The sequence below is a fragment of the Bradyrhizobium sp. 44 genome, assembly GCF_023073095.1.
Lineage (GTDB): Bacteria > Pseudomonadota > Alphaproteobacteria > Rhizobiales > Xanthobacteraceae > Bradyrhizobium.
Genome location: NZ_JADPIY010000008.1, coordinates 491,607 through 513,865, shown reverse-complemented (window position 1 = coordinate 513,865; position 22,259 = coordinate 491,607). Strand labels below are relative to the sequence as shown.

Here is a 22,259-nt window from a genome sequence, read left to right as displayed (position 1 = left end):
ATGAGCAGACGGTTAATGCGTGTTCGTAACGCTCACGTCCCGCGCGGCTTGACCCGGCGGGTCGGCAGCGCATTCGCCGGATCTTCCGGCCAGGGATGGCGCGGGTAGCGGCCGCGCAAATCGGAGCGCACTGCACTGTAGCTGCCGCGCCAGAAACCGGGGAGATCGCGCGTCACCTGCACCGGGCGCTGCGCCGGTGACAGCAGCTCCAGCACCAGCGGCACCTTGCCGGCGGCGATCGAGGGATGGGTGTTGAGGCCGAACAATTCCTGGAGCCGCACCGCGATGGTCGGCCCCTGCTCGGCTTCATAGTCGATCGCGAGCACGCTGCCTGTCGGCGCCTCGAAATGCGTCGGCGCCTCGCGGTCGAGCCGCGCGCGCATCTCCCACGGCAACAACGCCATCAACGCGTCGGAGAGATCGCCGGCGGAGATATCCTTCAGCGCGATCTTGTCGTAGAGCGCCAGCACCAGCCAATCGTCGCGCCGCGCGATCAACCCATCGTCCGACAGATCTGGCCAGCTGTCGCCCTCGGCCTTGCGCAAGAACATCACGCGGTCGCGCCATTGTTTGGCTAACTTCGACCAGGGCAGCCGGTCGAGGCCAGCGGCGATCAGCCCGTCTGCGAAGATGCGCGCAGTGTCCTCCGAGGGCGACACGGCAAGTGTCGCCTCCGAGAGCGTGATCGCGTGCAGCGCGCGCTTACGCCGCGCCCGCAGCGCCATCGCGCCGCGATCGAACGAGATCTCCTCGACGGATTCGATATGCTCGGCGAAATGCTGCTCGATCTCGTCCTGCGAGATTTGCGCTGCGAGCAGAATGCGCCCGCTCGCCGCCGTGCCGGTCATCTCGCCGATCGCGATATAGGGCGCGCGCGCGAGCGACGAGGTCTGATCCACCGCAGCGCCTCGACCGTTGGCGAGCACGAAGCTGCCATTGCCGCGGTTGCGCGCGACGCGATCCGGGAAGGCGTAGGCCAGCATCAGGCCGGTCGAGAGATCACCTTCGCCGGTCGCCATCTTCTCTGACGCCGCCACCTGCGAGGCCCAGCGCCGCGCGAGGTCGCGCGCGCTTGCGGCTCGCGCGGAACGGTCGCGGCGGAACTGATCCCGCCGGTGCTCGAGATCGACACTGTCGCCGCCGAGCCCGCGCTCGGTGATGATGGCGGCGATCTCGGCGGCGGCTTCGCCCTCGCCGGCACGATGCGAATCCACGATCATGCGCGCGAGCCGCGGCGGCAGCGCCAGCGCGCGCAGGCTCTTGCCCTCCGCAGTGATGCGGCCATCGCCATCAAGCGCATTGAGCTCGGAGAGCAGGCTTTTTGCTTCCTTCCAGGCCGGCTGCGGCGGCGGGTCGAGAAACGACAGCGCGGCAGGGTCGGCGACGCCCCATTGCGCGAGATCGAGCACCAGCGAGGACAGATCGGCGCTGAGGATCTCGGGCTGGGTGTAGGGCGCGAGCGAGGCTGTCTGAGGTTCGTCCCAGAGCCGGTAGCAGACACCGGGCTCGGTGCGGCCGGCGCGGCCGCGGCGCTGGTCCGCCGCCGCGCGCGAGACGCGCACGGTCTCGAGCCGGGTCAGGCCGATGTCGGGCTCGTAGCGCGGCACGCGGGCAAGACCGGAATCGACCACGATGCGCACGCCCTCGATGGTCAGCGAGGTCTCCGCGATCGAGGTCGCCAGCACCACCTTGCGCATGCCTTTGGGCGCCGGCGAGATGGCACGGTCCTGCACGGCGGCGTCGAGCGCCCCGAACAGCGGCACGATTTCGATGCTGGAATCCTGCACGCGCTCGCCGAGGAGATTCTGGGTGCGGCGGATTTCAGCGGCGCCCGGCAGGAACGCCAGCACCGAGCCGGCATCGGCACGCAGGGCCGAGGCGATCGCATCCGCCATCTGCCGCTCCACCGGCGCGTCCGCCTTGCGGCCGAGATAGCGCGTCTCGACCGGAAAGGCGCGGCCCTCGCTTTCGACGACGGGCGCTTCGCCGAGCAATTTTGCGACGCGGGCGCCATCGAGCGTGGCCGACATCACGAGGATGCGCAAATCTTCGCGCAGGCCGGTTTGCGCATCGCGCGCGAGCGCGAGGCCCATGTCGGCATCGAGCGAACGCTCGTGGAATTCGTCGAACAGGACGGCGGCGATGCCCGACAGCTCGGGATCGTCGAGGATCCGGCGGGTGAAGATGCCCTCCGTCACCACCTCGATGCGGGTCGCGCGCGAGATCTTCGAGCCGAAGCGGACGCGATAGCCGACAGTCTCGCCAGCGCGTTCGCCCAGTGATTTGGCCATGCGGTCGGCGCTGGCGCGCGCCGCGATGCGCCGCGGCTCCAGCACGATGATCTTCTTGCCTTTGACCCAAGGGGCATCGAGCAGCGCCAGTGGCACGCGCGTGGTCTTGCCGGCGCCCGGCGGCGCCACCAGCACGGCGGCATGATGCGCCTCCAGCGTGCGCGAGAGCTCGTCGAGCACGGCATCGATCGGGAGGGGCGTGTCGAAACTGCGGGGCAAAAGCTCGCTTCCGTCATCACCCGCGCATGCGGGTGATCCAGTAAACTCGAATCCCGGTTATTACGAAGATTGCGGATTACTGGATACCCCGCCTTCGCGGGGTATGACAATCATTTGCCGCTATCAGCCCTGCACCGGCGGTCGTCCAATGCTCTCATAGACGAAGCCGGCGGCAGCCATTTCTTCGGGGCGGTAGATGTTGCGGAGGTCGACGATGACGGGCTGCGCCATGGTCGCCTTCAGCCGATCGAGATCGAGCGCCCGGAACTGCACCCACTCGGTGACGATCACGATCGCATCGGCGCCTTCCGCGCAGGAATAGGCATCCTCGCAATAAGTGATGCTGGGCAGCTCACTCTTCGCCTGCTCCATGCCGACGGGATCGAAGGCCTTCACCTTCGCACCCATGTCGATCAGGCCGGTGATCAACGGGATCGACGGCGCGTCGCGCATGTCGTCGGTATCCGGCTTGAAGGTGAGGCCGAGCACCGCGATGGTCTTGCCGCGCAGCGAGCCGCCGAGCGCCTGGCTCACTTTTCGCGCCATCGCCCGCTTGCGGTTCTCGTTGACCGCCAGCACGGATTCGACGATGCGCAAGGACACATCGTAGTCCTGCGCGATCTTGATCAGAGCCTTGGTGTCCTTCGGGAAGCACGAGCCGCCGAAGCCGGGACCGGCATGCAGGAATTTGGTGCCGATGCGGTTGTCCAGGCCAATGCCGCGGGCGACCTCCTGCACGTTGGCGCCGGCCTTTTCGGAGAGGTCCGCGATCTCGTTGATGAAGGTGATCTTGGTCGCGAGGAAGGCGTTGGCGGCGTATTTGATCATCTCGGCGGTGCGGCGTTCCGTGAACATCAGCGGCGCCTGGTTCAGCGACAGCGGCCGATAGATGTCGCTCATCACCCTGCGGCCGCGCTCGTCGGCGGTGCCGACGACGATGCGGTCCGGGAATTTGAAGTCGCGGATCGCCGCGCCCTCGCGCAGGAATTCGGGGTTCGAGGCGACGACGACGTCCGCCTTGTGATTGGTCTCGCGGATGATGCGCTCGACCTCGTCGCCGGTGCCGACCGGAACGGTCGACTTGGTCACGACGACGGTGAAGCCGGACAGCGACTGCGCGATCTCTTTCGCGGCGGCATAGACATAGGACAGATCGGCGTGGCCGTCACCGCGGCGCGACGGCGTGCCGACCGCGATGAAGACAGCATCGGCATCCGCGACCGGCTTGGACAAATCGGTGGTGAACTCCAGCCGCTTGGCCTTGACGTTCGTCGCCACGAGCTCGTCGAGCCCGGGCTCGTAGATCGGGATCTCGCCGCGATGAAGGGCAGCGATCTTCTTCTCGTCCTTGTCGACGCAGATGACGTCGTGACCGAAATCCGCAAAGCAGGCCCCGGACACCAGTCCCACATAGCCCGTGCCGATCATAGCAATGCGCATGAAAAACCCTGTTTGGCTTGGTTAACAAAACCCCAATTCCAAGGCGGTTTAGCATTTTCCCGAGGTTAGGGAACAGCCCGCGTGCAAAAAACGGCACGGCAATTGTACCGGTTAAGAAATCGTAAGCCGCAAGGCGCCAAACTGCTCCGCGTTCACACAGATCCTGGCGGAACACGCCTCGAAAAGAGACACTATGGCACTAGCAGGCACAATCGCTGCGAGCGGGGGACTCAAGGCCCCGGCTGCTGCGCGTGTCGATTGGATCGATTACGCCAAGGGCATCTGCATCGTCATGGTCGTGATGATGCATTCGGTGCTGGGGGTCGAGCTCGCCGCCGGTGAGACCGGCTTCATGCATGTTTTGGTGGCCTTCGCAAAACCGTTCCGGATGCCGGATTTCTTCCTGATTTCGGGCCTGTTCCTGCCACTGGTGATCGACCGGGATTGGCGAACCTATCTCGACCGCAAGGTGGTGCATTTCGCCTATTTCTATGTCGTCTGGGTGACAATCCAGTTCGGCTTCAAGGCCCCCGCATTCGCGGCGGAAACGAGCTGGCGCGACGCCGGCTTGCTCTATCTGGAATCCTTCGTCGAGCCGTTCGGCACGCTGTGGTTCATCTACCTTCTGCCTATCTTCTTCGTCGTCACAAAACTGACACGGCTAGTCCCGCCGCCCGCGATCTGGCTCATCGCGGCCGCACTGGAGACGGCGCGTGTCGCAACGGGCTGGACCGCGATCGACGAGTTCTGCGCGCGTTTCGTCTATTTCTATTCGGGTTATCTGTTCGCGCCCTACGTGTTCGCGCTGTCGGACCGCGCGCGCAATCATCCTGCGTGGGCGCTGGCAGCGCTCGCGACGTGGACGCTGGTCAATGGCGGTCTGGTTATGCTCGGCGCCAGCGAATGGAAAATCGTATCGCTCGCGCTCGGCTTCGCCGGCGCCTGCGCCATCATCACGATGGGCACGCTGCTCGCGCGCGTGCAATGGCTGAACGTCTTCCGCTTCTGCGGCGAGCATTCGATCGTGATCTATCTCGCCTTCTTCCTGCCGATGGCGGCGACACGAACGCTGCTCTTGCGCACGGGCATCATTCCCGACATCGGTGCGGTGTCGTTGATCGTGACCATCGCCGGCGTGATCGGCTCGCTCGCGGTCTGGCAGATCGCACTGCGCCTAGGCGGCAATTTCCTGTTCGAGCGGCCTGATGCGTTCTGGATCGCGCCGAAGAAAACAGGGCCGCGATTGCAGGCGGCGGAGTGATACTCTGCTGTCATCCCCGCGAAGGCGGGGATCCAGTATTCCAGACGCAGCAGTCGTATACGGATAAGTCGCAGCGTACTGGATTCCCCGCCTTCGCGGGGAATGACAGCGGGGGATGCGGGAAATGACAGTGGGGATAGCGGCTCCAGCAAGCCAAAAATCCACCTCCCGAGGCTGTCAAATCCCGCAAAAATTCATACATTGCGGCCATGCCCAAGAGCTCCCCGAAGACCACCGCCCAAGCTGACACCAAGGCTGCCGCGCCCAAGGCCGCCGAAACCAAGCCCGCTGCCGCGACAGCTGCTGCCAAGCCCGTCGCCGCGAAGGCGGCCGGCAAGGGCGACCATGTCTTCCTGGTCGACGGTTCCGGCTACATCTTCCGCGCCTACCATGCGCTGCCGCCGATGAACCGCAAGTCCGACGGCTTGCAGGTCAATGCCGTGCTCGGCTTCTGCAACATGCTGTGGAAGCTTTTGCGCGAGATGCCGGAGGACAACCGGCCGACGCATCTGGCGATCATCTTCGACAAGTCGGAAATCACGTTCCGCAACAAGATCTATCCTGAGTACAAGGCACACCGGCAGCCGGCCCCGGACGATTTGATCCCGCAATTCGCGCTGATCCGCGAAGCGGTACGCGCCTTCGACCTGCCTTGCCTGGAACAGGTCGGCTTCGAGGCCGACGATCTGATTGCGACCTATGTGCGGCAAGCCTGCGAGCGCGGCGCGAGCGCGACGATCGTGTCCTCCGACAAGGACCTGATGCAGCTCGTCACCGATTGCGTCACCATGTACGACACCATGAAGGACCGCCGCATCGGCATCCCCGAGGTGATCGAGAAGTTTGGCGTGCCGCCGGAGAAGGTGGTGGAAGTGCAGGCCCTGGCCGGCGATTCCACCGACAACGTTCCTGGCGTACCCGGCATCGGCATCAAGACCGCGGCGCAGCTGATCGTCGAATATGGCGATCTCGAGCAATTGCTGTTCCGCGCCACCGAAATCAAACAGCCGAAGCGGCGCGAGGCGCTGATCGAGAACGCCGAGAAGGCGCGCATCTCGCGGCAGCTCGTATTGCTCGACGACAAGGTCGACCTCGACGTCCCGCTGGACGATCTCGCCGTCCACGAGCCCGATGCGCGCAAGCTGATCGCGTTCCTGAAGGCGATGGAATTTTCCACGCTGACGCGCCGCGTCGCCGAGTTCTCGCAGATCGATCCGGCCAACGTCGATGCCGATCCAGGCTATTCCAGCGGCGCCAGCGTCTTCTCGCCGCTGCCGCCTTCGGACGTCGTGCCGGCCCCGGGAACCGGCGCGCCGGCGCAAGTGCCAGTGGGCCAGCGCAATGCATCGGCGACCAAGGAGGACAAGGCCGCGAGCCCGAAGGGCGCGCCGATCTCTCTCGCCGCCGCGCGCGAAGAGGCTTTGCGGAAGCTCCCGGTCGACCGCAGCAAGTACCAGGCCGTCAAGACGCCCCCGGAACTGAACGCGTTCATCGCGCGCATCCATGATGCCGGCCATGTCGCGGTCGAGATCCGGGCAAACTCGATCGATCCGATGCAGGCCGATCTCTGCGGTATCGCGCTGGCGCTGGCGCCGAACGAGGCCTGCTACGTGCCGCTGGCGCACAAGCAGTCCGGCGGCGGCGCCGGCCTGTTCGACGCGGGCCTCGCGCCCGACCAGGTCAAGCATGCCGAGGCGATAGAGGCGCTGCGGCCGGTACTGGAATCACCAGGCATTCTCAAGATCGGCTTCGACGTCAAATTCACCGCGGTGATGCTGGCGCAGCACGGCATCACACTGCGCAACACCGACGACGCGCAGCTGATCTCCTACGTGCTTGATGCCGGTCGCGGCTCGCACGCGATCGAGCAGCTGTCCGAGCGCTGGTTCGGCCACGCCATGCTCAAGGAAAACGAGCTGCTCGGCAGCGGCAAGGGCAAGATCACGTTCGACCAGGTGCCGATCGACAAGGCCGCGGCGCTGTCGGCGGAAGGTGCCGATATCACCTTGCGCGTCTGGCGCGTGCTGAAGCCGCGCCTTGTCGCCGAGCACATGACGACGGTCTACGAGACGCTGGAACGGCCCCTGGTATCGGTGCTCGCGCGCATGGAGCGGCGCGGCATCTCGATCGACCGCCAGGTGCTGTCGCGTCTCTCCGGCGACTTCGCTCAGACCGCGGCCCGCGTCGAAGCCGAGATCCAGCAGATCGCGGGCGAGCCGGTCAATGTCGGCAGCCCGAAGCAGATCGGCGACATCCTGTTCGGCAAGATGGGACTGTCCGGCGGCACCAAGACCAAGACCGGCGCGTGGTCGACCACCGCTCAGGTGCTCGACGAGCTCGCCGAGCAGGGCCACGACCTCCCGAAGAAGATCCTGGAGTGGCGCCAGGTCTCCAAACTGAAATCGACCTACACCGACGCGCTGCCGACCTACGTGAATGCCCAGACCCACCGCGTCCACACGACCTACGCGCTGGCCGCGACCACGACCGGCCGGCTGTCGTCGAACGAGCCAAATCTGCAGAACATTCCGGTGCGCACCGAGGACGGCCGAAAAATCCGCCGCGCCTTCATCGCAACGCCGGGGCACAAATTGGTCTCCGCCGACTATTCGCAGATCGAGCTGCGGCTGCTCGCCGAGATCGCCGACATTCCCGTGCTGCAGCAGGCGTTCCGCGACGGTCTCGACATTCACGCCATGACGGCATCGGAAATGTTCGGCGTGCCGATCAAGGGCATGCCGAGCGAAATCAGGCGCCGCGCCAAGGCGATCAATTTCGGCATCATCTACGGCATTTCGGCATTCGGCCTCGCCAACCAGCTCGGCATCGCGCGCGAAGAGGCCTCCGCCTACATCAAGAAATACTTCGAGCGCTTCCCCGGCATCCGCGCCTACATGGACGAGACGCGCGACTTCTGCCGGAACCACGGCTATGTCACGACGCTGTTCGGACGGAAGATGTACTATCCCGACATCAAGGCTTCGAACGCCTCGGTGCGCGCCTTCAACGAGCGCGCCGCGATCAACGCCCGGCTCCAGGGCACCGCCGCCGACATCATCCGCCGCGCTATGACGCGGATGGAGGCTGCACTGGCCGAGAAGAAGCTCTCGGCGCAGATGCTGCTCCAGGTACATGACGAACTGATCTTCGAGGTGCCGGACGCGGAGGTCGAGGCCACGCTCCCCGTCGTGCAGCACGTGATGCAGGACGCGCCGTTCCCGGCCGTGCTGCTCTCAGTGCCGCTACATGTCGATGCACGCGCAGCCAACAATTGGGACGAGGCGCATTGAAGCTACGTCTTCGCTTCGTGTCGTCCCGGCCCCCCGTGCGCAATTGCGCACTAGGCCGGGACGACGCTGGAGGGACACGCACAAGCTGAATTGTCCTCCGAGCAATTGCGCGATGGCGGCGCGATCGCCCGCACATTAAAATCGTGCCGTCTCCCGCACCGGTTCAGCCATGCCCCACACCTCCGCCCTGCTCGGCTTCGCTCTCGTCTGCCTCGGCCTCGTGCTCACGCCCGGGCCGAACATGATCTACCTGATCTCACGTTCGATCACGCAAGGGCCAGCTGCGGGCATCGTCTCGCTCGGCGGCGTGGCGCTCGGCTTCGTGTTCTACATGCTGTGCGCCGCATTCGGCATCACGGCGCTGCTGCTCGCCGTTCCCTTTGCCTATGACGCGTTGCGCTTTGCCGGCGCCGGCTATTTGCTGTGGCTGGCCTGGCAGGCGGTCAAGCCGGGCGGTCGCTCGCCATTCCAGGTCAAGCAGCTTGCGATCGACAGCCCGCGCAAACTGTTCGCAATGGGGTTTGTCACCAATCTGCTCAACCCGAAGATCGCGATGCTTTACCTCGCGCTGCTGCCGCAGTTCATCGACCCCGCCGCCGGCAGCGTGCTGGCGCAGTCGGTGGTGCTCGGCGCGATCCAGATCGCGATCAGCGTCAGCGTGAATGCCATGATCGCGCTCGCGGCAGGATCGATCGCGCTGTTTCTCGCAAACCGGCCAAGCTGGATGCTGGTCCAGCGCTGGCTGATGGGCACGGTGCTGGCCGGGCTTGCGGTGCGGATGGCGGTCGAAGCGCGGAAGGTGTGATTTTCACCTCTCCCCGTAAGAACGGGGAGAGGGAGAAGAGCCACCCTCAATCCAGCTTCGCCTCCATGCCCCGCTTCACCGCCGGACGGGCCATCAGGGCCTCGTACCAGCGCTTGACGTGGGGGAAGTCGGCCAGGTCAACCTTGTGGCGAGGGTGACGCCAGGCCCAGCCCAGGATGGCAAAATCGGCAACTGAAAGCTCGCCGGCGACGAAATCGCGGGCCTCCAGCCGGCGGTCGAGGACGCCGTAGAGCCGTCGCGTCTCCGCCATGTAGCGCTTGAGGCCGTAGGCGCGCTCCTGCTCGTTCTCGAGCGCGATGAAATGGTGCACCTGACCCGGCATCGGCCCGAAGCCGCCCATCTGCCAAATCAGCCATTCGTAGACGGGGATGCGGCCCGAAAGCGATTTCGGCAGGAATTTGCCGGTCTTTTCGCCGAGATACAGCAGGATCGCACCCGACTCGAAGATGCTGACGGGCTTGCCGTCCGGCCCCTCGGGGTCGAGGATCGCGGGAATCTTGTTGTTGGGTGAGAGCTTCAGGAAATCCGGGGCCATCTGCTCGCCCTTGCTGATATTCACCGGGATCACCTTGTAGGGCAGCCCCATTTCCTCCAGCGCGACCGAGATCTTGCGGCCGTTCGGCGTGTTCCAGGTGTGCAGCTCGACGGTCATTTGTCGCGTTTCCTTGCCCGAGATATCCGGCATCCACCTACTCCAGAAGGTTGCACCCCCACAACCGGCGGCCCGGGATGGCCGATCCCTGTTGACGGGGGAAGCCCCCTCTGGAATGTCGGGGCCGTCGCGGATAAATTCCGCCACCTCCAAAAACGCTCCCGAGGGCCCGCCGTGTCTAAATCAGCCTCCCGCGCCCGCCTGTTCGAGATCATCCGCCGGCGCTCTTTCGGCCGCGGCGAGGTGACGCTCGCGTCGGGCCGCAAGAGCGACTTCTACTTCAACCTCAAGCCGACCATGCTTGACCCGGAAGGTGCGACGCTGCTCGCCGAGCTGACCTATGAGGCGCTGAAGGACGACCAGCTCGATTTCATCGGCGGGCTCGAGATGGGCGCGGTGCCGCTGGCCGGCGCGCTGGCGCAGATATCCTGGATCAAGGGCCATCCCATCGCGGCCTTCTTCGTGCGCAAGAAGCCGAAGGAGCATGGCGCGAAGCTCGCGATCGAGGGGCTGCCCAGGGGCGAAACGCTGGAGGGCAAGCGCGTCGTGATCGTCGAGGATGTCACCACCACCGGCGGCTCGGCGATGAAGGCGGTGGAAGCGGTACGCGAGACCGGCGCCGAAGTGGTGCTGGTGCTGACCATGGTCGACCGCGAGGAAGGCGCCGACGACACCTTTGGCGCGGCCAACCTGCCATTCCGCTCGCTGTACAAGGCGTCGGAGTTCTTGAAGGCTTGAGCGGCTAGACTTTCTCCGCCGTCGTGCCCGGGCTTGACCCGGGCATCCACGTCTTTGCCGCACCAGAGATCGTGGATGGCCGGGACAAGCCCGGCCATGACGAGGTCCACCTCGTCCGGCGACACCGCTCCCCTCAACCGCTCATTTACCATCCCGCCTTATGGTGAATCATGTGCTGAGACCTGATGGTCCCGGCCGGTTGGGTAGCGTCGGGTGGAGTAAGCGTTTGCGTACAGTCATGTCCCATGCACGCCGGTGGCGTCGCGCGATACTCGCAGCCGCCACATTGGCAGCACCGCTGCTTGCGGCTCCGGCCCCCGTTTCGGCCGAAGGCCTCTTCGACTTCTTCTTCGGCGGAATGCAGCAGCAGCGGCCGCAGCGTGAGGTGCCGCAACAGGCGACCTCCTACGCCGATCCCTTCACCGGCCAGCAGAATGCCGCAAGCCCGCCATACGTGCCGCCGACACGTGCGGCCGCGGCCGGCGGCTCGGGACCGGCGTTCTGCGTGCGCAGCTGCGACGGCAAATATTTTCCGCTGATGCGCGGCCTCACCTCGCCCGCGCAGATGTGTCAGGCCTTCTGTCCTGCAAGCGCGACCAAGATCTATTTCGGCTCCTCGATCGACGGCGCGGCGTCGCAGACCGGCGAGCGCTATGCCGATAGCGAGAATGCGTTCGCCTATCGCAAGGCGCTGCGCGCCGACTGCACCTGCAACGGTCGCGAGCCGGTCGGCCTCGCTCCGGTCGATCTGGCGCTGGACTCGTCGCTCAAGCCCGGCGACGTGATCGCCACCAGCGACGGCCTCGTCGCCTATACCGGCATCCGCGTCGGCAACGACCAGGCCGCGGACTTCACCCCGGTCGCCTCTTATCCCGGTCTCACTGCGCAGGTCCGCGCACGGCTCGGCGAGATGAAGGTGGCGCCGGTGCGCGCCGAGACGGTGGCGGCGGATGGCCCCGCCGCGGAGATCGTGCGCGAGACGCTGCCCGACGTGACGGTGCCGAAGACGCAGAAGCCGGCGAAGCGGGCGGGGCTGGATTAGCGCGGTCGTCTATAGCCAAGCCGTCATTGCGAGCGACTTGTCCGCCGAAGCTCGAAGCGCGAAGGCGGAAGCGAAGCAATCCAGTCTGCCTCCGAGGAGGTACTCTGGATTGCTTCGTCGCAAGAGCTCCTCGCAATGACGGAGGATGGTGGATCACCGTCCGATGATCACGCCGATCACATTCGGCGCCGCCAGATATTTCTCCTCGATCGCCGCGCGCGCGGCGGCGCGGTTGTCTGCCGTGAGCAGGCCGCGCTTCTCGGCCAGGATCATCCAGCAAAAACCCCACCAATCAGTGAGCATGCCCTGATCGTCGATGAGGTCATACCCCTGCTCGGCGGCGAAGATGCGCGCATGCGCTTCGTCCAGCGTGTCCAAGAACAGATGGTCCTCGGCCGAGAACAGATCGTCGCTGACATCGTCGATGGTGTAGCCCCAGATCGACTGGCACACCGCGTTGAACTCGCGGTCGAACTGGTCGTCGTCGACCGCGTAGCGCCGCGCCGCCTGATGCAGCCGCGACAGCGAGCGCGCGAAATCGGCGATCCTGGTGAGGGCAAATTGATCGAAGGCAATGGTGGACATGTAGTCCTCGCGAAGTCTGGCAGACGCTAGATATTGTGTCGGCAACGCGCCGAATCACAATGATATATCAAAGACTTGCTAAAGTGTTCTTAATTTGTTCCGAGGCGTTGCCGTTGTGCCCATTCATCAGGATAGGGCTTCCGATCACCGACAAATTCAGAAGTGTACTGCCCCCAGCCATAGTGGCGGTAATAGAGCTGCATCGCCTCATCGTGGCTTTGTGCTTCGAAGCGAAGGACGCATCGCGGAGCTGCTTGATCGACCTTCGCCGCTTTATCGTACAGATGCTTCCGAATATCGTCGCCGTCAGGACCGGCAAGTACAAGCGAGGGCAGCACCTGACCGCTTTCGTTGATTACTTCCCAGATTTCGTGGAACGGCGATGCCAACCCAGCCTCACATCGCCGACATCAACCTATCCCCGCACGCGCTTGCATAAAACTTGCCGCCGCATTGGCGCTTGATGGCGGCGCAGCGGGCGGCGGGCGTGGCGTTTTGCGGAAGAGTGACGGCGCAGCTTAGGCCGTCGGCGCTGCGGCCCGTCTTGCCGGCGGCGAAGGCGGCGCTGGACGCGGTGATGCAGACGACGAGGAAGGTGGCGGCGGCGATTTCGATCAGCCGTCTCATCAGAGCTTTCATCGGAGAGTTCATGGGGCGCCTCCTCCACACTGATGGCTGAATTGGCCGCCATTCTAGCACCAAATCCACGTTTCCCCGTATGCGTCCGGGTTCCCAAATCGGCCCGTTCCTTGCATAATTTTACGCCAACGCAGTGCACGGTCGCACCAGCAATGGTTCCGGTACAGAGGCAAGATGCGTAGGGTCAGTAGTGTTCTCGCGACCAGGAAGTGACGACTTTGCAAGATTCATCGTTCCAGCCCAATTTTCCCGCCCCCAACCAGCCCATCGACGAACTCGCGCTGGCTGAGATCAAGGGTGCGATACTGGCGAAGCTGCGCCTTGCCATCGGCAAGGATGCGGGCATGGCGACCAAGCACGACTGGTATCAGGCCGCCGCGCTGGCGCTGCGCGACCGCATCGTGCATCGCTGGCTCACGGCCGAGAAACACAGCTACGATGCGGGGCGCAAGCGCGTCTATTATCTCTCGCTCGAATTCCTGATTGGCCGCCTCTTCAGCGACGCGCTGAACAATATGGGGCTGCTGAAGATATTCGAAGTCGCGCTCGGCGATCTCGGCGTTTCCTTGCCTGAGCTGCGCAAATGCGAGCCGGACGCGGCGCTCGGCAATGGCGGCCTCGGCCGTCTCGCCGCCTGCTTCATGGAAAGCATGGCGACGCTGTCGATCCCCGCGATCGGCTACGGCATCCGTTATGATTACGGCCTGTTCCGTCAGATCATCAATCAGGGCTGGCAGCAGGAATATCCGGACGAATGGCTCGGCTTCGGCAACCCCTGGGAATTGCAGCGGCCCGAAGTGATCTATGACATTCGCTTCGGCGGCGGTGTCGAGCATGTCGAAGACAAGGGCCGCGATCGCGCGATCTGGCATCCGTCCGAGACCGTGCAGGCGATGGCCTATGACACGCCGATCGTCGGCTGGCGCGGCCAGCACGTCAACGCGCTGCGGCTGTGGTCGGCGCGCTCGCCCGATCCGTTGAAGCTCGACGCCTTCAACACCGGCGACTATGTCAGCGCCAGCGCCGAGCAGTCGCGCGCGGAAGCCATTTGTAAATTCCTCTACCCGAACGACGAGAGCCCGGCGGGCCGCGAGTTGCGCCTGCGCCAGGAATATTTCTTTGTCTCGGCTTCGCTGCAGGACCTGATCAAGCGGCACCTTGCGTCCGACGGCCAGCTCCGCAGCCTGTCGAGCAAGGTCGCGGTGCAGCTCAACGACACCCATCCGAGCCTGGCCGTCACCGAGCTGATGCGGATCCTGATCGACGATCACAATTTCCGCTGGGACGAGGCCTGGAAGATCACGGTCGCCACGCTGTCCTACACCAACCACACGCTGCTGCCCGAGGCGCTGGAGACCTGGCCGGTCGAGCTGTTCGAACGGCTGTTGCCCCGGCATCTCGAGATCATCTACCGCATCAACGTGCAGCACCTTGCGCTCGCAGAGGCGCGCGCCCCCGGCGACATCGACTTCCGCGCCTCGGTCTCTCTGATCGACGAGCGGAGTGGCCGGCGCGTGCGCATGGGCCAGCTCGCCTTCGTCGGCTCCCACCGCATCAACGGCGTCTCCGCGATGCATTCGGACCTGATGCGCGAGACCGTGTTCCACGACCTCAACCATCTCTACCCCGGCCGCATCACCAACAAGACCAACGGCATCACCTTCCGCCGTTGGCTGATGCTGGCGAACCCGAAGCTGACCGATCTGTTGCGCGAGACCTGCGGCGACGCCGTGCTCGATGATCCGACGCAGCTCAGCCTGATCGAGGCCCGCGCCAGCGACGTCGAATTCCAGAAGAGGTTCCGCGCAGTCAAGCTTCACAACAAGACGGCGCTGGCGCGCCTGATCGGCGAGCGGCTCGGCATCAAGGTCGATCCGACCGCGCTGTTCGACGTGCAGATCAAGCGCATCCACGAATACAAGCGCCAGCTTCTCAACGTCATCGAAACCGTCGCGCTGTACCAGGCGATCAAGGACGATCCCAACGGCAACTGGGTGCCGCGGGTGAAGATCTTCGCGGGCAAGGCGGCGGCGAGCTACCGCTACGCCAAGTTGATCATCAAGCTGATCAACGACGTCGCGGAAGTCGTCAACAACGATCCCGCGATCGGCGGCAAGCTCAAGGTCGTCTTCCTGCCCGACTACAATGTCAGCCTCGCCGAGGTGATCATTCCCGCCGCCGACCTGTCCGAGCAGATCTCGACGGCCGGCATGGAAGCCTCCGGCACCGGCAACATGAAACTGTCGCTGAACGGCGCCCTCACGATCGGCACGCTCGACGGCGCCAACATCGAGATCCGCGACCATGTCGGCGCGGAGAACATCGCGATCTTCGGCATGGAAGCCGGCGATGTGATGATCCGGCGCAAGCAGGGGCTGGACGCCTCCGACGTGATCCGCAATTCGCCGAAGCTCCAGCGCGCCATCAACGCGATCGGCGCCGGCGAATTCTCGCCCGGCGATCCCGGCCGCTTCGAATCGATCGCGCACGCGCTCCGCTATCTCGACCACTACATGGTCAGCGCCGACTTCGATTCCTATTACGAGGCGCAGCGCAGCGTCGATGCGCGCTGGCAGGTGGCGCCGGCCTGGACCCGCGCCTCGATCCTCAATGTCGCGCGCATGGCGTGGTTCTCCTCCGACCGCACCATTCGCGAATACGCCGAGGAGATCTGGAACGTGCCGGTCAACCCGACCACGCCGTTGCTGCCGACCTTGCGCGACGTCGCGGGCTGAATTTCCGCGACGTGAAATCGGTTACTCACGAGGTAATTGCACAAGCCGGCGGCGGACGTGATATGACGTCCGTCATTGAACGCCGGATCGAACAATGCACGCCAAGCTCCCGCACCCTTTCGACGACGCCACCCGCGTCACCGCCGGTGACTCCAGCTGGCAGGGGCACACCAGCGACGACTATTGGGCCTTTGTCGGCCCGTTCGGCGGCGTTACGGCCGCGACTATCCTGCGTGCGCTGATCGAGCATCCGGAACGTGCCGGCGACCCGCTGGCGCTCACCGTCAATTACTGCGCGCCGATCGCGAAGGGGCCGTTCGATCTGGACGTGCGGCTGGTGAAGGCCAATCGCTCCAGCCAGCACTGGAGCGTCGAACTGTCGCAAGGCGGCGGCGAGGTCGCAACGCTCGCCACCGCCGTATTCGCCGAACGCCGGCCGTCCTGGGAGCACAGGGTGGCGCAATGTCCCGATGCAAAGCCGTTCGAAGAGACGATGCCGTTCCCGAAGATCGCGGCGTCCTGGGCCAACCAGTACGAATTCCGCTTCGTCGAGGGCGAGATGCGGATCGGCCCGCCCAAGCCCGAGCTCGCCAGCACTTACTCAAAGCTCTGGATCAGCGATCGCGAGCCGCGCAAGCTCGACATGCCGTCGCTGATGTCGATGTCGGACGCTTTCTTCGGCCGCATCTTCCACGCACGGCGCGAGCTGGTGCCGTTCGGCACGGTGTCGCTGACGACGTATTTCCACACCGACAGCGAAGAGCTCGCCGCCGAGGACATCACCCGCGTGCTGGCGACCGCCGATTCGAAGATCATGCACAAGAGCTACGCCGACCAGAACGCCGAGCTGTGGTCGCCGAACGGAAGACTGCTCGCGACGAGCACGCAGATCGCCTATTTCAAGGTGTAGCTGCTTCCGCAAGTTCGTCATTGCGAGCGCAGCGAAGCAATCCAGACTGTTTCCGCGGAGGGATTCTGGATTGCTTCGCTGCGCTCGCAATGACGGTGGAGAGACATCTCAAAAAGCAAAAGGGCGGCCTCGCGGCCGCCCTTTCGAATTTCAAACGACGCAAGCTTACTCCGCCGCGAGCTTCACGTCCGGTGCAGCGGCGCGGACCTCGGCGTCGACCTGGGCTTCGAACTTGGCAAAGTTCTTCTGGAACATGCCGACGAGCGCGCGGGCGGTCTTGTCGAACTCGTCCTTGTCCTTCCAGGTGTTGACCGGGTTGAGGATCTCGCTAGGCACGCCCGGCAGCGCGGTCGGGACCGCGAAGCCGAAATATTTGTCGGTGCGGAATTCGACGTTGCGAAGCGAGCCGTCGAGCGCAGCGGTCAGCAGCGCGCGCGTCACCTTGATCGGCATGCGCGAGCCGGTGCCGTACTTGCCGCCGGTCCAGCCGGTGTTGACCAACCAGCAGTCGACATTGTGCTGGGCGATCAGGTCGCGCAGCATGTTGCCGTAGACCGAGGGATCGAGCGGCAGGAAGGGCGAACCGAAGCAGGTCGAGAATTCCGGCTGCGGCTCATTGCCGAGACCGCGCTCGGTGCCCGCGACCTTGGCGGTGTAGCCCGACAGGAAGTGATACATCGCCTGCGCCGGCGAGAGCTTGGCGATCGGCGGCAGCACGCCAAAGGCGTCGGCGGCGAGCATCACCACGTTCTTCGGCTGCGGGGCGCGGCCGGTGCGGGAGGCGTTCGGGATGAATTCGAGCGGATAGGCCGAGCGCGTGTTCTCGGTCTTGGAGCCGTCGTCGAAATCGACCACGCGGGTGTCTTCGTCGAGCACGCAATTCTCGAGCACCGCGCCGAAGCGGGTCGAGGCGGCATGAATCTCGGGCTCGGCTTCCTGCGACAGCTTGATGCACTTGGCGTAGCAGCCGCCTTCGAAGTTAAAGACGCCGTTCGGGCCCCAGCCGTGCTCGTCATCGCCGATCAGCGTGCGGTTCGGATCGGCTGACAGCGTGGTCTTGCCGGTGCCGGACAGGCCGAAGAAGATCGCGGCATCACCCTTGGCGCCGACATTGGCCGAGCAATGCATCGGCATCACGCCGCGCTCGGGCAGATAGTAGTTCAGCGTGGTGAAGACCGACTTCTTCATCTCGCCGGCGTAGTAGGAGCCGGCGATCAGCACGATCTTGCGGGCGAAATCGATCGCGACGACGTTCTCCGACTTGCAGCCATGGCGCTTCGGATCGGCGCGGAAGCTCGGCATGTCGATGATGGTGAGCTCGGGCACGAACGCCGAGAGCTCGACCGCCTCGGGGCGGATCAGCAGCGTGCGGATGAACAGCGAGTGCCAGGCGAGCTCGGTGAAGACGCGGGTCTTGATGCGATAAGCCGGATCGGCGCCGCCGTAGAGGTCCTGCGCGAACAGCGACTTGCCTTCGGCGTGCTTGAGGAAGTCCTGGTAGAGCGTCTCGAACTGTTCTGCGGTGATCGACTGGTTGCCGGCCCACCACATCTTCTTGTCGGTGGTGGCGTCACGCACCGTGAACTTGTCCTTGGGGCTGCGGCCGGTGAACTCGCCGGTGTCGGCGCAGAGCGCGCCATCGGCCGACAGCACCGCCTCGCCCGCGGAGAGCGAGTATTGATAGAGTTGCGGCGCACCGAGGTTCCAGTGAACCTGCTTGAGATTCTTTAAGCCGAATTTGTCGGCGCCGAAGGCACCGTTGCGCACGCCCGTCTCTTGCACGAAAAATCCTCCTAGAACCCACTCAGCGCGATCATGCTTGGCGCTGCCGCGGTCACCGTGATTACAGGCCGTCCGGCCTCGGTTGGAACGACCTAATACTGATGAACGCTGGCGTTGCCAAGCTGATCCCTTAGGATTTGGTTTATTCAAGGACCGCGCCAAACGTCGCGCATGTCAGCTCTGAGCAGGCGCATCAAAAAATCGACAATGATCGCGCAACCAAATCGGCGTTTCGGCGTTTCCTGAGGTTATTGCGACGCACAATGTCGAAGACAACTGAAGGACAACCGCAGTCCACCCTATCGTACCGCGCCTTCGCCGATGAGCGCGAAGGGCCCCCACATCGCAGGATAGGCGTTGCGCGGTGACGAGGTGTCGTCAACATAGGTTAACATTGCGCGGCGCAAGGCTTCGGCACGGCCGATTTTTGGTTCGTTTTTGAGCAGCTCGAAAGTCATCGTGGTCAGACGTGTGGCAGCTTCCGAATCCACGGCCCAGTGCGAGACCAGCAGCGCGCGCGCGCCGGCGTAGAAGAACGAGCGCGCCAGTCCCGACAGGGCCTCGGCGCCGGGCTTGTCGCCCGCGATGGTGTTGCATGCCGACAGCACAACCCAATCCGCATTGAGCTTGAGCTGAGCGACTTCACTTGCGGTGAGCAGACCGTCGTCGAACTCCGTGGGCTGATCGGGAATGGAGAGTGCGAGCGAGGGCTCACCCAGTCCCTTGATGTCGCCGGCAACGAGGCCGTGGGTTGCAAAGTAGATGATGCCGTATTGAGCAAGCGCTGCACGCTTGAGCGTCGTCTCGCTGGCGTCGCGGCCGAGATGAATATCGGCCTCGGCAGCCCCGACATCCCTGGCCACCGCGTTCAACTCATCGGCGGTGTCGGGCAGTTGCGGCAGCGCCTGCGCAAGCCGCGCGCGATCGACGCCGGCACCGCGCCAGAAATCGCTGTAGGCAATGGTCGCGATGCTGCGCGCGGCGACCTTGCCGTTCGCGGCGCGCCGCTCGGCGGGCGCTTCCAGTGCAGGACTGAACACGGGATCGCCGAAGCCGGTCATCGGCTTCACGCTTTGGTCCCGACGCGCGAAGGCGCGCAGCGATTTCAGACTGACAACCGACGGCAGCACCGAGACGGCCTGACGCCGCAGCAGCCAGGCGGCGCCGCGATAGCCTTCGAGCGTGTCCGGGATCGCAGCCTGCGGCTTCTCGGTGACGAGCAGATGAAAGGGCAATGCGGTCAGCGCAGCCGACGGTACCACCAGCAGGCTGCGCCTGTCCTTTGTCAACGCCTCGACCGGACCGAGCAGCGCGACATGGAGTTCGTTGGCGAGCGCGAGATCGAACAATCCGGATTTGCCGGAGGCATCGCGCGCTTTGCCGACGTCGAGTCCCTTGCGGAATGCCGTCACCTTCTGCGTCAGCGCATCCGCGCCGAGTGGAATAGCCTTCCAGTCGACGCCCTCGCGCGTGATCGCGATGACATAGCTCTGCTTGTCGACGACGGAGTAGAGCACCATCGCCTCGTCGGCCGACAGCAGCAGCTGGATGTCCTTTGCCGTCAACGGCAGAGGATTGGAGAGCGACGCGTAGTCGGGAAACTCGACCGCGAGCGTCTTCTGCAAGCCCGTACGCTCGTTGGCAATCGTTGCAATCCGCGCGCGGCTGCGCTGCTCGGTTGCGAGATCGCGCTGCGCGGATTGCTTCGACACCGCCGTGACGATCGCCTTGTCGAGTGCCTCGGACTCAGCCGCGAGATCCTGGTCCCGGCGCACCAGCTCGGCGAGGCGGTCGCTGCCGGCGGCAAGCCGCACCGCGAGCTTGTTCACGGCGGACGCCGCGGACGATTGTGTGCCGCGCTGGATCGCGGCGAGGGCCTCGTCCAGCGCCTTGTCGCCGGGCAGCAGATCCTGTTGGCGCGCGGCAAACAGGACCGGCAACACGACGCGCAGCTGGGCGCGATCGCTCCGAAGCGTCTTTTCCGCGAACGGCAATGCGTCCGCGGTGCGCCCGGCCACGTAGAGGAAATAAGCGAGATTGCTGGTCGAGGTCATGACGTCAGGATGATCGGGCCCAAGCGCATTTTCGCGGATGAGCAGCGCGCGGCGATAGAGCGGCTCGGCGTCGCCGTAGCGTTGCTGGTGCTCGTAGAGGCCGGCGAGATTGTTCAGCGAGCGGGCAACGTCGGGATGATCCGGTCCGAGCACCTTCTCCCGGATCGCGAGCGAGCGCTTGATCGGCGCTTCCGCGTCCGTATCGCGGTTGAGATCGCGATAGACCTGGCCGAGATTGTTCAGGACGGTGGCCACCGCCGGATGCTCGGGTCCGCCGGCCTTCTGGTAGATCGTGAGCGCGCGCTGAAACAGCGGCTCGGCTTCGGCATAGTGCTGCTGCTTCACATAGAGCGTGGCGAGATTATTGAGCGACTGGCCGACATCGGGATGCTCGCGCGACAATCCCTTCTCGCGAACGGCGAGCGCGCGCTTGAATAGAGGTTCGGCCTCGGCAAAGCGGCTCTGCCGCTGGTAGAGCGCGGCGAGGTTGCTCAGTTCGGCTCCGATCAACGGGGTTTCGAGACCGAGCGACTTTTCCATCAGCATGATGGCGCGCTTGTAGAGCGGCTCAGCCAGATCGTCGTGGCCCTGACCGGCATGAATCTGGCCGAGGTTGTTCAGCGCGGCGGCGAGTTCGCGACCTGTGTCGCTCTTCTCCAGGTTCGCGACCATACCTTGCGCCACAGGCAGGGCTTCCGAATATCTGCCGGCGCTCATCAGTGCGTTGATCCGCGCGCTCTCCGCGGCGAGACCTTTCTGGGCAAGGCTTGGCGTGATAAGCGATGCAGTGATCGCGAGCGTCAAACCCGCAACCAGCGTCAGTTTATTCCATTCTGCCATGACGCTCTCGCCGCCGCCTTCTGACCGGTAACGAACTTGGGTCGCGGCGATGGGCAGCAGCGTTCAATGTGTTGCGCTCTGGTCCATCCTGGTGCGCGCTTCGCCGGCGAGGCGAATCAGCATCTTGCGCAGCGCCGTGCCATCAGCGACGCGCTCCGGGAAGTCCAGCCGCAAGACGGTCTGGCCGTCCTGCATGTCGAGGCCCTCCGGATCGCAGCCGGTGCAGCGCCAGTCGCCCGCGGCAGCACCGAGCAGTTTTGTTGCATAGAGGCCCATGGCGTCGCGGTGGTCGGCATTCATGTGCTCCACCGCGCCCTCCTCCGCCGCCAGCAAGTCCTCGGCCCCCGTGAGGTCGGTCAGGAATTGCTCCGGCTTGAAGTCGACGATCCGACCGAAGCCGGCGACCAGATGAGTTCCCGTGGGCCGAATCCGAAAGAAGGAGAAATCCTTAAAGGAAACAAAGGTTTCCGCTGAGGGATGAGCATTGAGATACCGTCGCCGGAGCAGATCCTTGTCCGTATCGGCCGACTCGGCATGGCCGGACAGCATGATCCGGGCGCCTTCCAGCGGATCGCCCGCCGCCCGCTCGTCCAGCATCAGGGACACCCGGCTGTCGGCCAGGATGTTCCTGGTGTGCACCGCCAATGCCGAGATCAGCAGGATCGGAGAGCCATCCGGATGGCTGGCCAGATTGACCAGGGAGCAATAGGGATCGCCGCTGCCGGCCATCAATGTCGCCAGGGCCCCCTGCCGTGACCGCCGCAGCAGCGATTTGGCGAGCCTTCCGGGGTCGAAATCGGGGGTCGGTTGCATCGGCTTTCTCGGGTCAGGTGGTTGCATGGAGGGCCTTTTTTCGGGTAAACCGGGGCCCGGTTATGGGTCGAGATGCGGCGAATCTGCCGTGTTTCGTGGAACTTGGTCACACTTCAGCCTAGCTTGCATTGCTCGGTGACAA

The 22,259-nt window shown here is 64.6% G+C and carries 16 protein-coding genes; 7 read left to right on the top strand and 9 right to left on the bottom strand.

Annotated elements, in window-relative coordinates:
* Positions 1-32 precede the first annotated feature (32 nt).
* Complete coding sequence (gene hrpB / locus IVB41_RS04370) at positions 33-2,510, bottom strand: ATP-dependent helicase HrpB (protein WP_247427137.1); 2,478 nt, start codon at positions 2,508-2,510, stop codon at positions 33-35.
* A 123-nt stretch (positions 2,511-2,633) separates the two neighbouring features.
* Complete coding sequence (locus IVB41_RS04365; protein ID WP_247427119.1) at positions 2,634-3,950, bottom strand: UDP-glucose/GDP-mannose dehydrogenase family protein; 1,317 nt, start codon at positions 3,948-3,950, stop codon at positions 2,634-2,636.
* Positions 3,951-4,143: 193 nt separating this feature from the next.
* Here IVB41_RS04365 and IVB41_RS04360 point away from each other — a divergent pair, with 193 nt between their 5' ends.
* From IVB41_RS04360 to IVB41_RS04350, 3 genes are all read left to right on the top strand, one after another.
* Positions 4,144-5,211 (top strand): acyltransferase family protein, encoded by a 1,068-nt coding sequence (locus tag IVB41_RS04360; protein ID WP_247427116.1) that lies wholly within the window; start codon positions 4,144-4,146, stop codon positions 5,209-5,211.
* Positions 5,212-5,420: 209 nt separating this feature from the next.
* Positions 5,421-8,501, top strand: coding sequence for a DNA polymerase I (gene polA, locus IVB41_RS04355; RefSeq protein ID WP_247427113.1), 3,081 nt, complete (start codon positions 5,421-5,423; stop codon positions 8,499-8,501).
* 169 nt (positions 8,502-8,670) lie between these two features.
* Entirely contained in the window at positions 8,671-9,306 is a 636-nt protein-coding gene (locus IVB41_RS04350) for a LysE family translocator (RefSeq protein ID WP_247427109.1), read from the top strand.
* 46 nt (positions 9,307-9,352) lie between these two features.
* Here IVB41_RS04350 and IVB41_RS04345 read toward each other — a convergent pair whose 3' ends face one another.
* Positions 9,353-9,979 carry a glutathione S-transferase family protein gene (locus IVB41_RS04345; RefSeq protein ID WP_247428994.1) on the bottom strand — a complete coding sequence of 209 codons (627 nt, stop codon included), beginning with the start codon at positions 9,977-9,979 and terminating at the stop codon, positions 9,353-9,355.
* 174 nt (positions 9,980-10,153) lie between these two features.
* Between IVB41_RS04345 and pyrE the strand changes: the two genes are divergently transcribed.
* Together pyrE and IVB41_RS04335 are read left to right on the top strand one after the other, a co-directional pair.
* Positions 10,154-10,717 carry an orotate phosphoribosyltransferase gene (gene pyrE / locus IVB41_RS04340; RefSeq protein WP_247427090.1) on the top strand — a complete coding sequence of 188 codons (564 nt, stop codon included), beginning with the start codon at positions 10,154-10,156 and terminating at the stop codon, positions 10,715-10,717.
* A gap of 238 nt (positions 10,718-10,955) precedes the next feature.
* Positions 10,956-11,759 carry a DUF2865 domain-containing protein gene (locus IVB41_RS04335; RefSeq protein ID WP_247285411.1) on the top strand — a complete coding sequence of 268 codons (804 nt, stop codon included), beginning with the start codon at positions 10,956-10,958 and terminating at the stop codon, positions 11,757-11,759.
* Between the two features lie 153 nt (positions 11,760-11,912).
* Here the strand turns inward: IVB41_RS04335 and IVB41_RS04330 are convergent, their stop codons facing one another.
* The 3 genes from IVB41_RS04330 to IVB41_RS04320 form a co-directional block, all read right to left on the bottom strand.
* A complete protein-coding gene (locus tag IVB41_RS04330) occupies positions 11,913-12,344 on the bottom strand; it encodes a hypothetical protein (protein ID WP_247427085.1) in 432 nt (143 codons plus the stop codon).
* Between the two features lie 89 nt (positions 12,345-12,433).
* Complete coding sequence (locus tag IVB41_RS04325) at positions 12,434-12,733, bottom strand: hypothetical protein (protein WP_247427082.1); 300 nt, start codon at positions 12,731-12,733, stop codon at positions 12,434-12,436.
* A gap of 7 nt (positions 12,734-12,740) precedes the next feature.
* A complete protein-coding gene (locus tag IVB41_RS04320) occupies positions 12,741-12,971 on the bottom strand; it encodes a hypothetical protein (RefSeq protein WP_247427060.1) in 231 nt (76 codons plus the stop codon).
* Between the two features lie 230 nt (positions 12,972-13,201).
* Between IVB41_RS04320 and IVB41_RS04315 the strand changes: the two genes are divergently transcribed.
* Positions 13,202-15,718: a glycogen/starch/alpha-glucan phosphorylase gene (locus tag IVB41_RS04315; protein ID WP_247285407.1), complete on the top strand. Its 2,517-nt coding sequence runs from the start codon at positions 13,202-13,204 to the stop codon at positions 15,716-15,718.
* A 94-nt stretch (positions 15,719-15,812) separates the two neighbouring features.
* Complete coding sequence (locus IVB41_RS04310; protein ID WP_247427057.1) at positions 15,813-16,628, top strand: acyl-CoA thioesterase II; 816 nt, start codon at positions 15,813-15,815, stop codon at positions 16,626-16,628.
* A gap of 165 nt (positions 16,629-16,793) precedes the next feature.
* On the opposite strand, the gene IVB41_RS04305 is transcribed toward IVB41_RS04310, so the two are convergent.
* From IVB41_RS04305 to IVB41_RS04295, 3 genes are all read right to left on the bottom strand, one after another.
* Complete coding sequence (locus tag IVB41_RS04305; protein WP_247427054.1) at positions 16,794-18,410, bottom strand: phosphoenolpyruvate carboxykinase; 1,617 nt, start codon at positions 18,408-18,410, stop codon at positions 16,794-16,796.
* A 299-nt stretch (positions 18,411-18,709) separates the two neighbouring features.
* On the bottom strand, positions 18,710-21,304 hold the full coding sequence (locus tag IVB41_RS04300; RefSeq protein WP_247427052.1) for a CHAT domain-containing tetratricopeptide repeat protein: 2,595 nt from the start codon (positions 21,302-21,304) through the stop codon (positions 18,710-18,712).
* Positions 21,305-21,367: 63 nt separating this feature from the next.
* Entirely contained in the window at positions 21,368-22,117 is a 750-nt protein-coding gene (locus IVB41_RS04295; RefSeq protein WP_247427049.1) for a HugZ family protein, read from the bottom strand.
* Positions 22,118-22,259: the final 142 nt, after the last annotated feature.

Coding starts and splice junctions, on each gene's coding strand:
- IVB41_RS04335 (WP_247285411.1), top strand. CDS start 10,956: ATGTCCCATGCACGCCGGTGGCGTCGCGCGATACTCGCAGCCGCCACA.
- IVB41_RS04345 (WP_247428994.1), bottom strand. CDS start 9,979: ATGACCGTCGAGCTGCACACCTGGAACACGCCGAACGGCCGCAAGATC.
- IVB41_RS04300 (WP_247427052.1), bottom strand. CDS start 21,304: ATGGCAGAATGGAATAAACTGACGCTGGTTGCGGGTTTGACGCTCGCG.
- IVB41_RS04330 (WP_247427085.1), bottom strand. CDS start 12,344: ATGTCCACCATTGCCTTCGATCAATTTGCCCTCACCAGGATCGCCGAT.
- IVB41_RS04360 (WP_247427116.1), top strand. CDS start 4,144: ATGGCACTAGCAGGCACAATCGCTGCGAGCGGGGGACTCAAGGCCCCG.
- polA (WP_247427113.1), top strand. CDS start 5,421: ATGCCCAAGAGCTCCCCGAAGACCACCGCCCAAGCTGACACCAAGGCT.
- IVB41_RS04350 (WP_247427109.1), top strand. CDS start 8,671: ATGCCCCACACCTCCGCCCTGCTCGGCTTCGCTCTCGTCTGCCTCGGC.
- IVB41_RS04320 (WP_247427060.1), bottom strand. CDS start 12,971: ATGAGACGGCTGATCGAAATCGCCGCCGCCACCTTCCTCGTCGTCTGC.
- IVB41_RS04310 (WP_247427057.1), top strand. CDS start 15,813: ATGCACGCCAAGCTCCCGCACCCTTTCGACGACGCCACCCGCGTCACC.
- IVB41_RS04295 (WP_247427049.1), bottom strand. CDS start 22,117: ATGCAACCGACCCCCGATTTCGACCCCGGAAGGCTCGCCAAATCGCTG.
- IVB41_RS04365 (WP_247427119.1), bottom strand. CDS start 3,950: ATGCGCATTGCTATGATCGGCACGGGCTATGTGGGACTGGTGTCCGGG.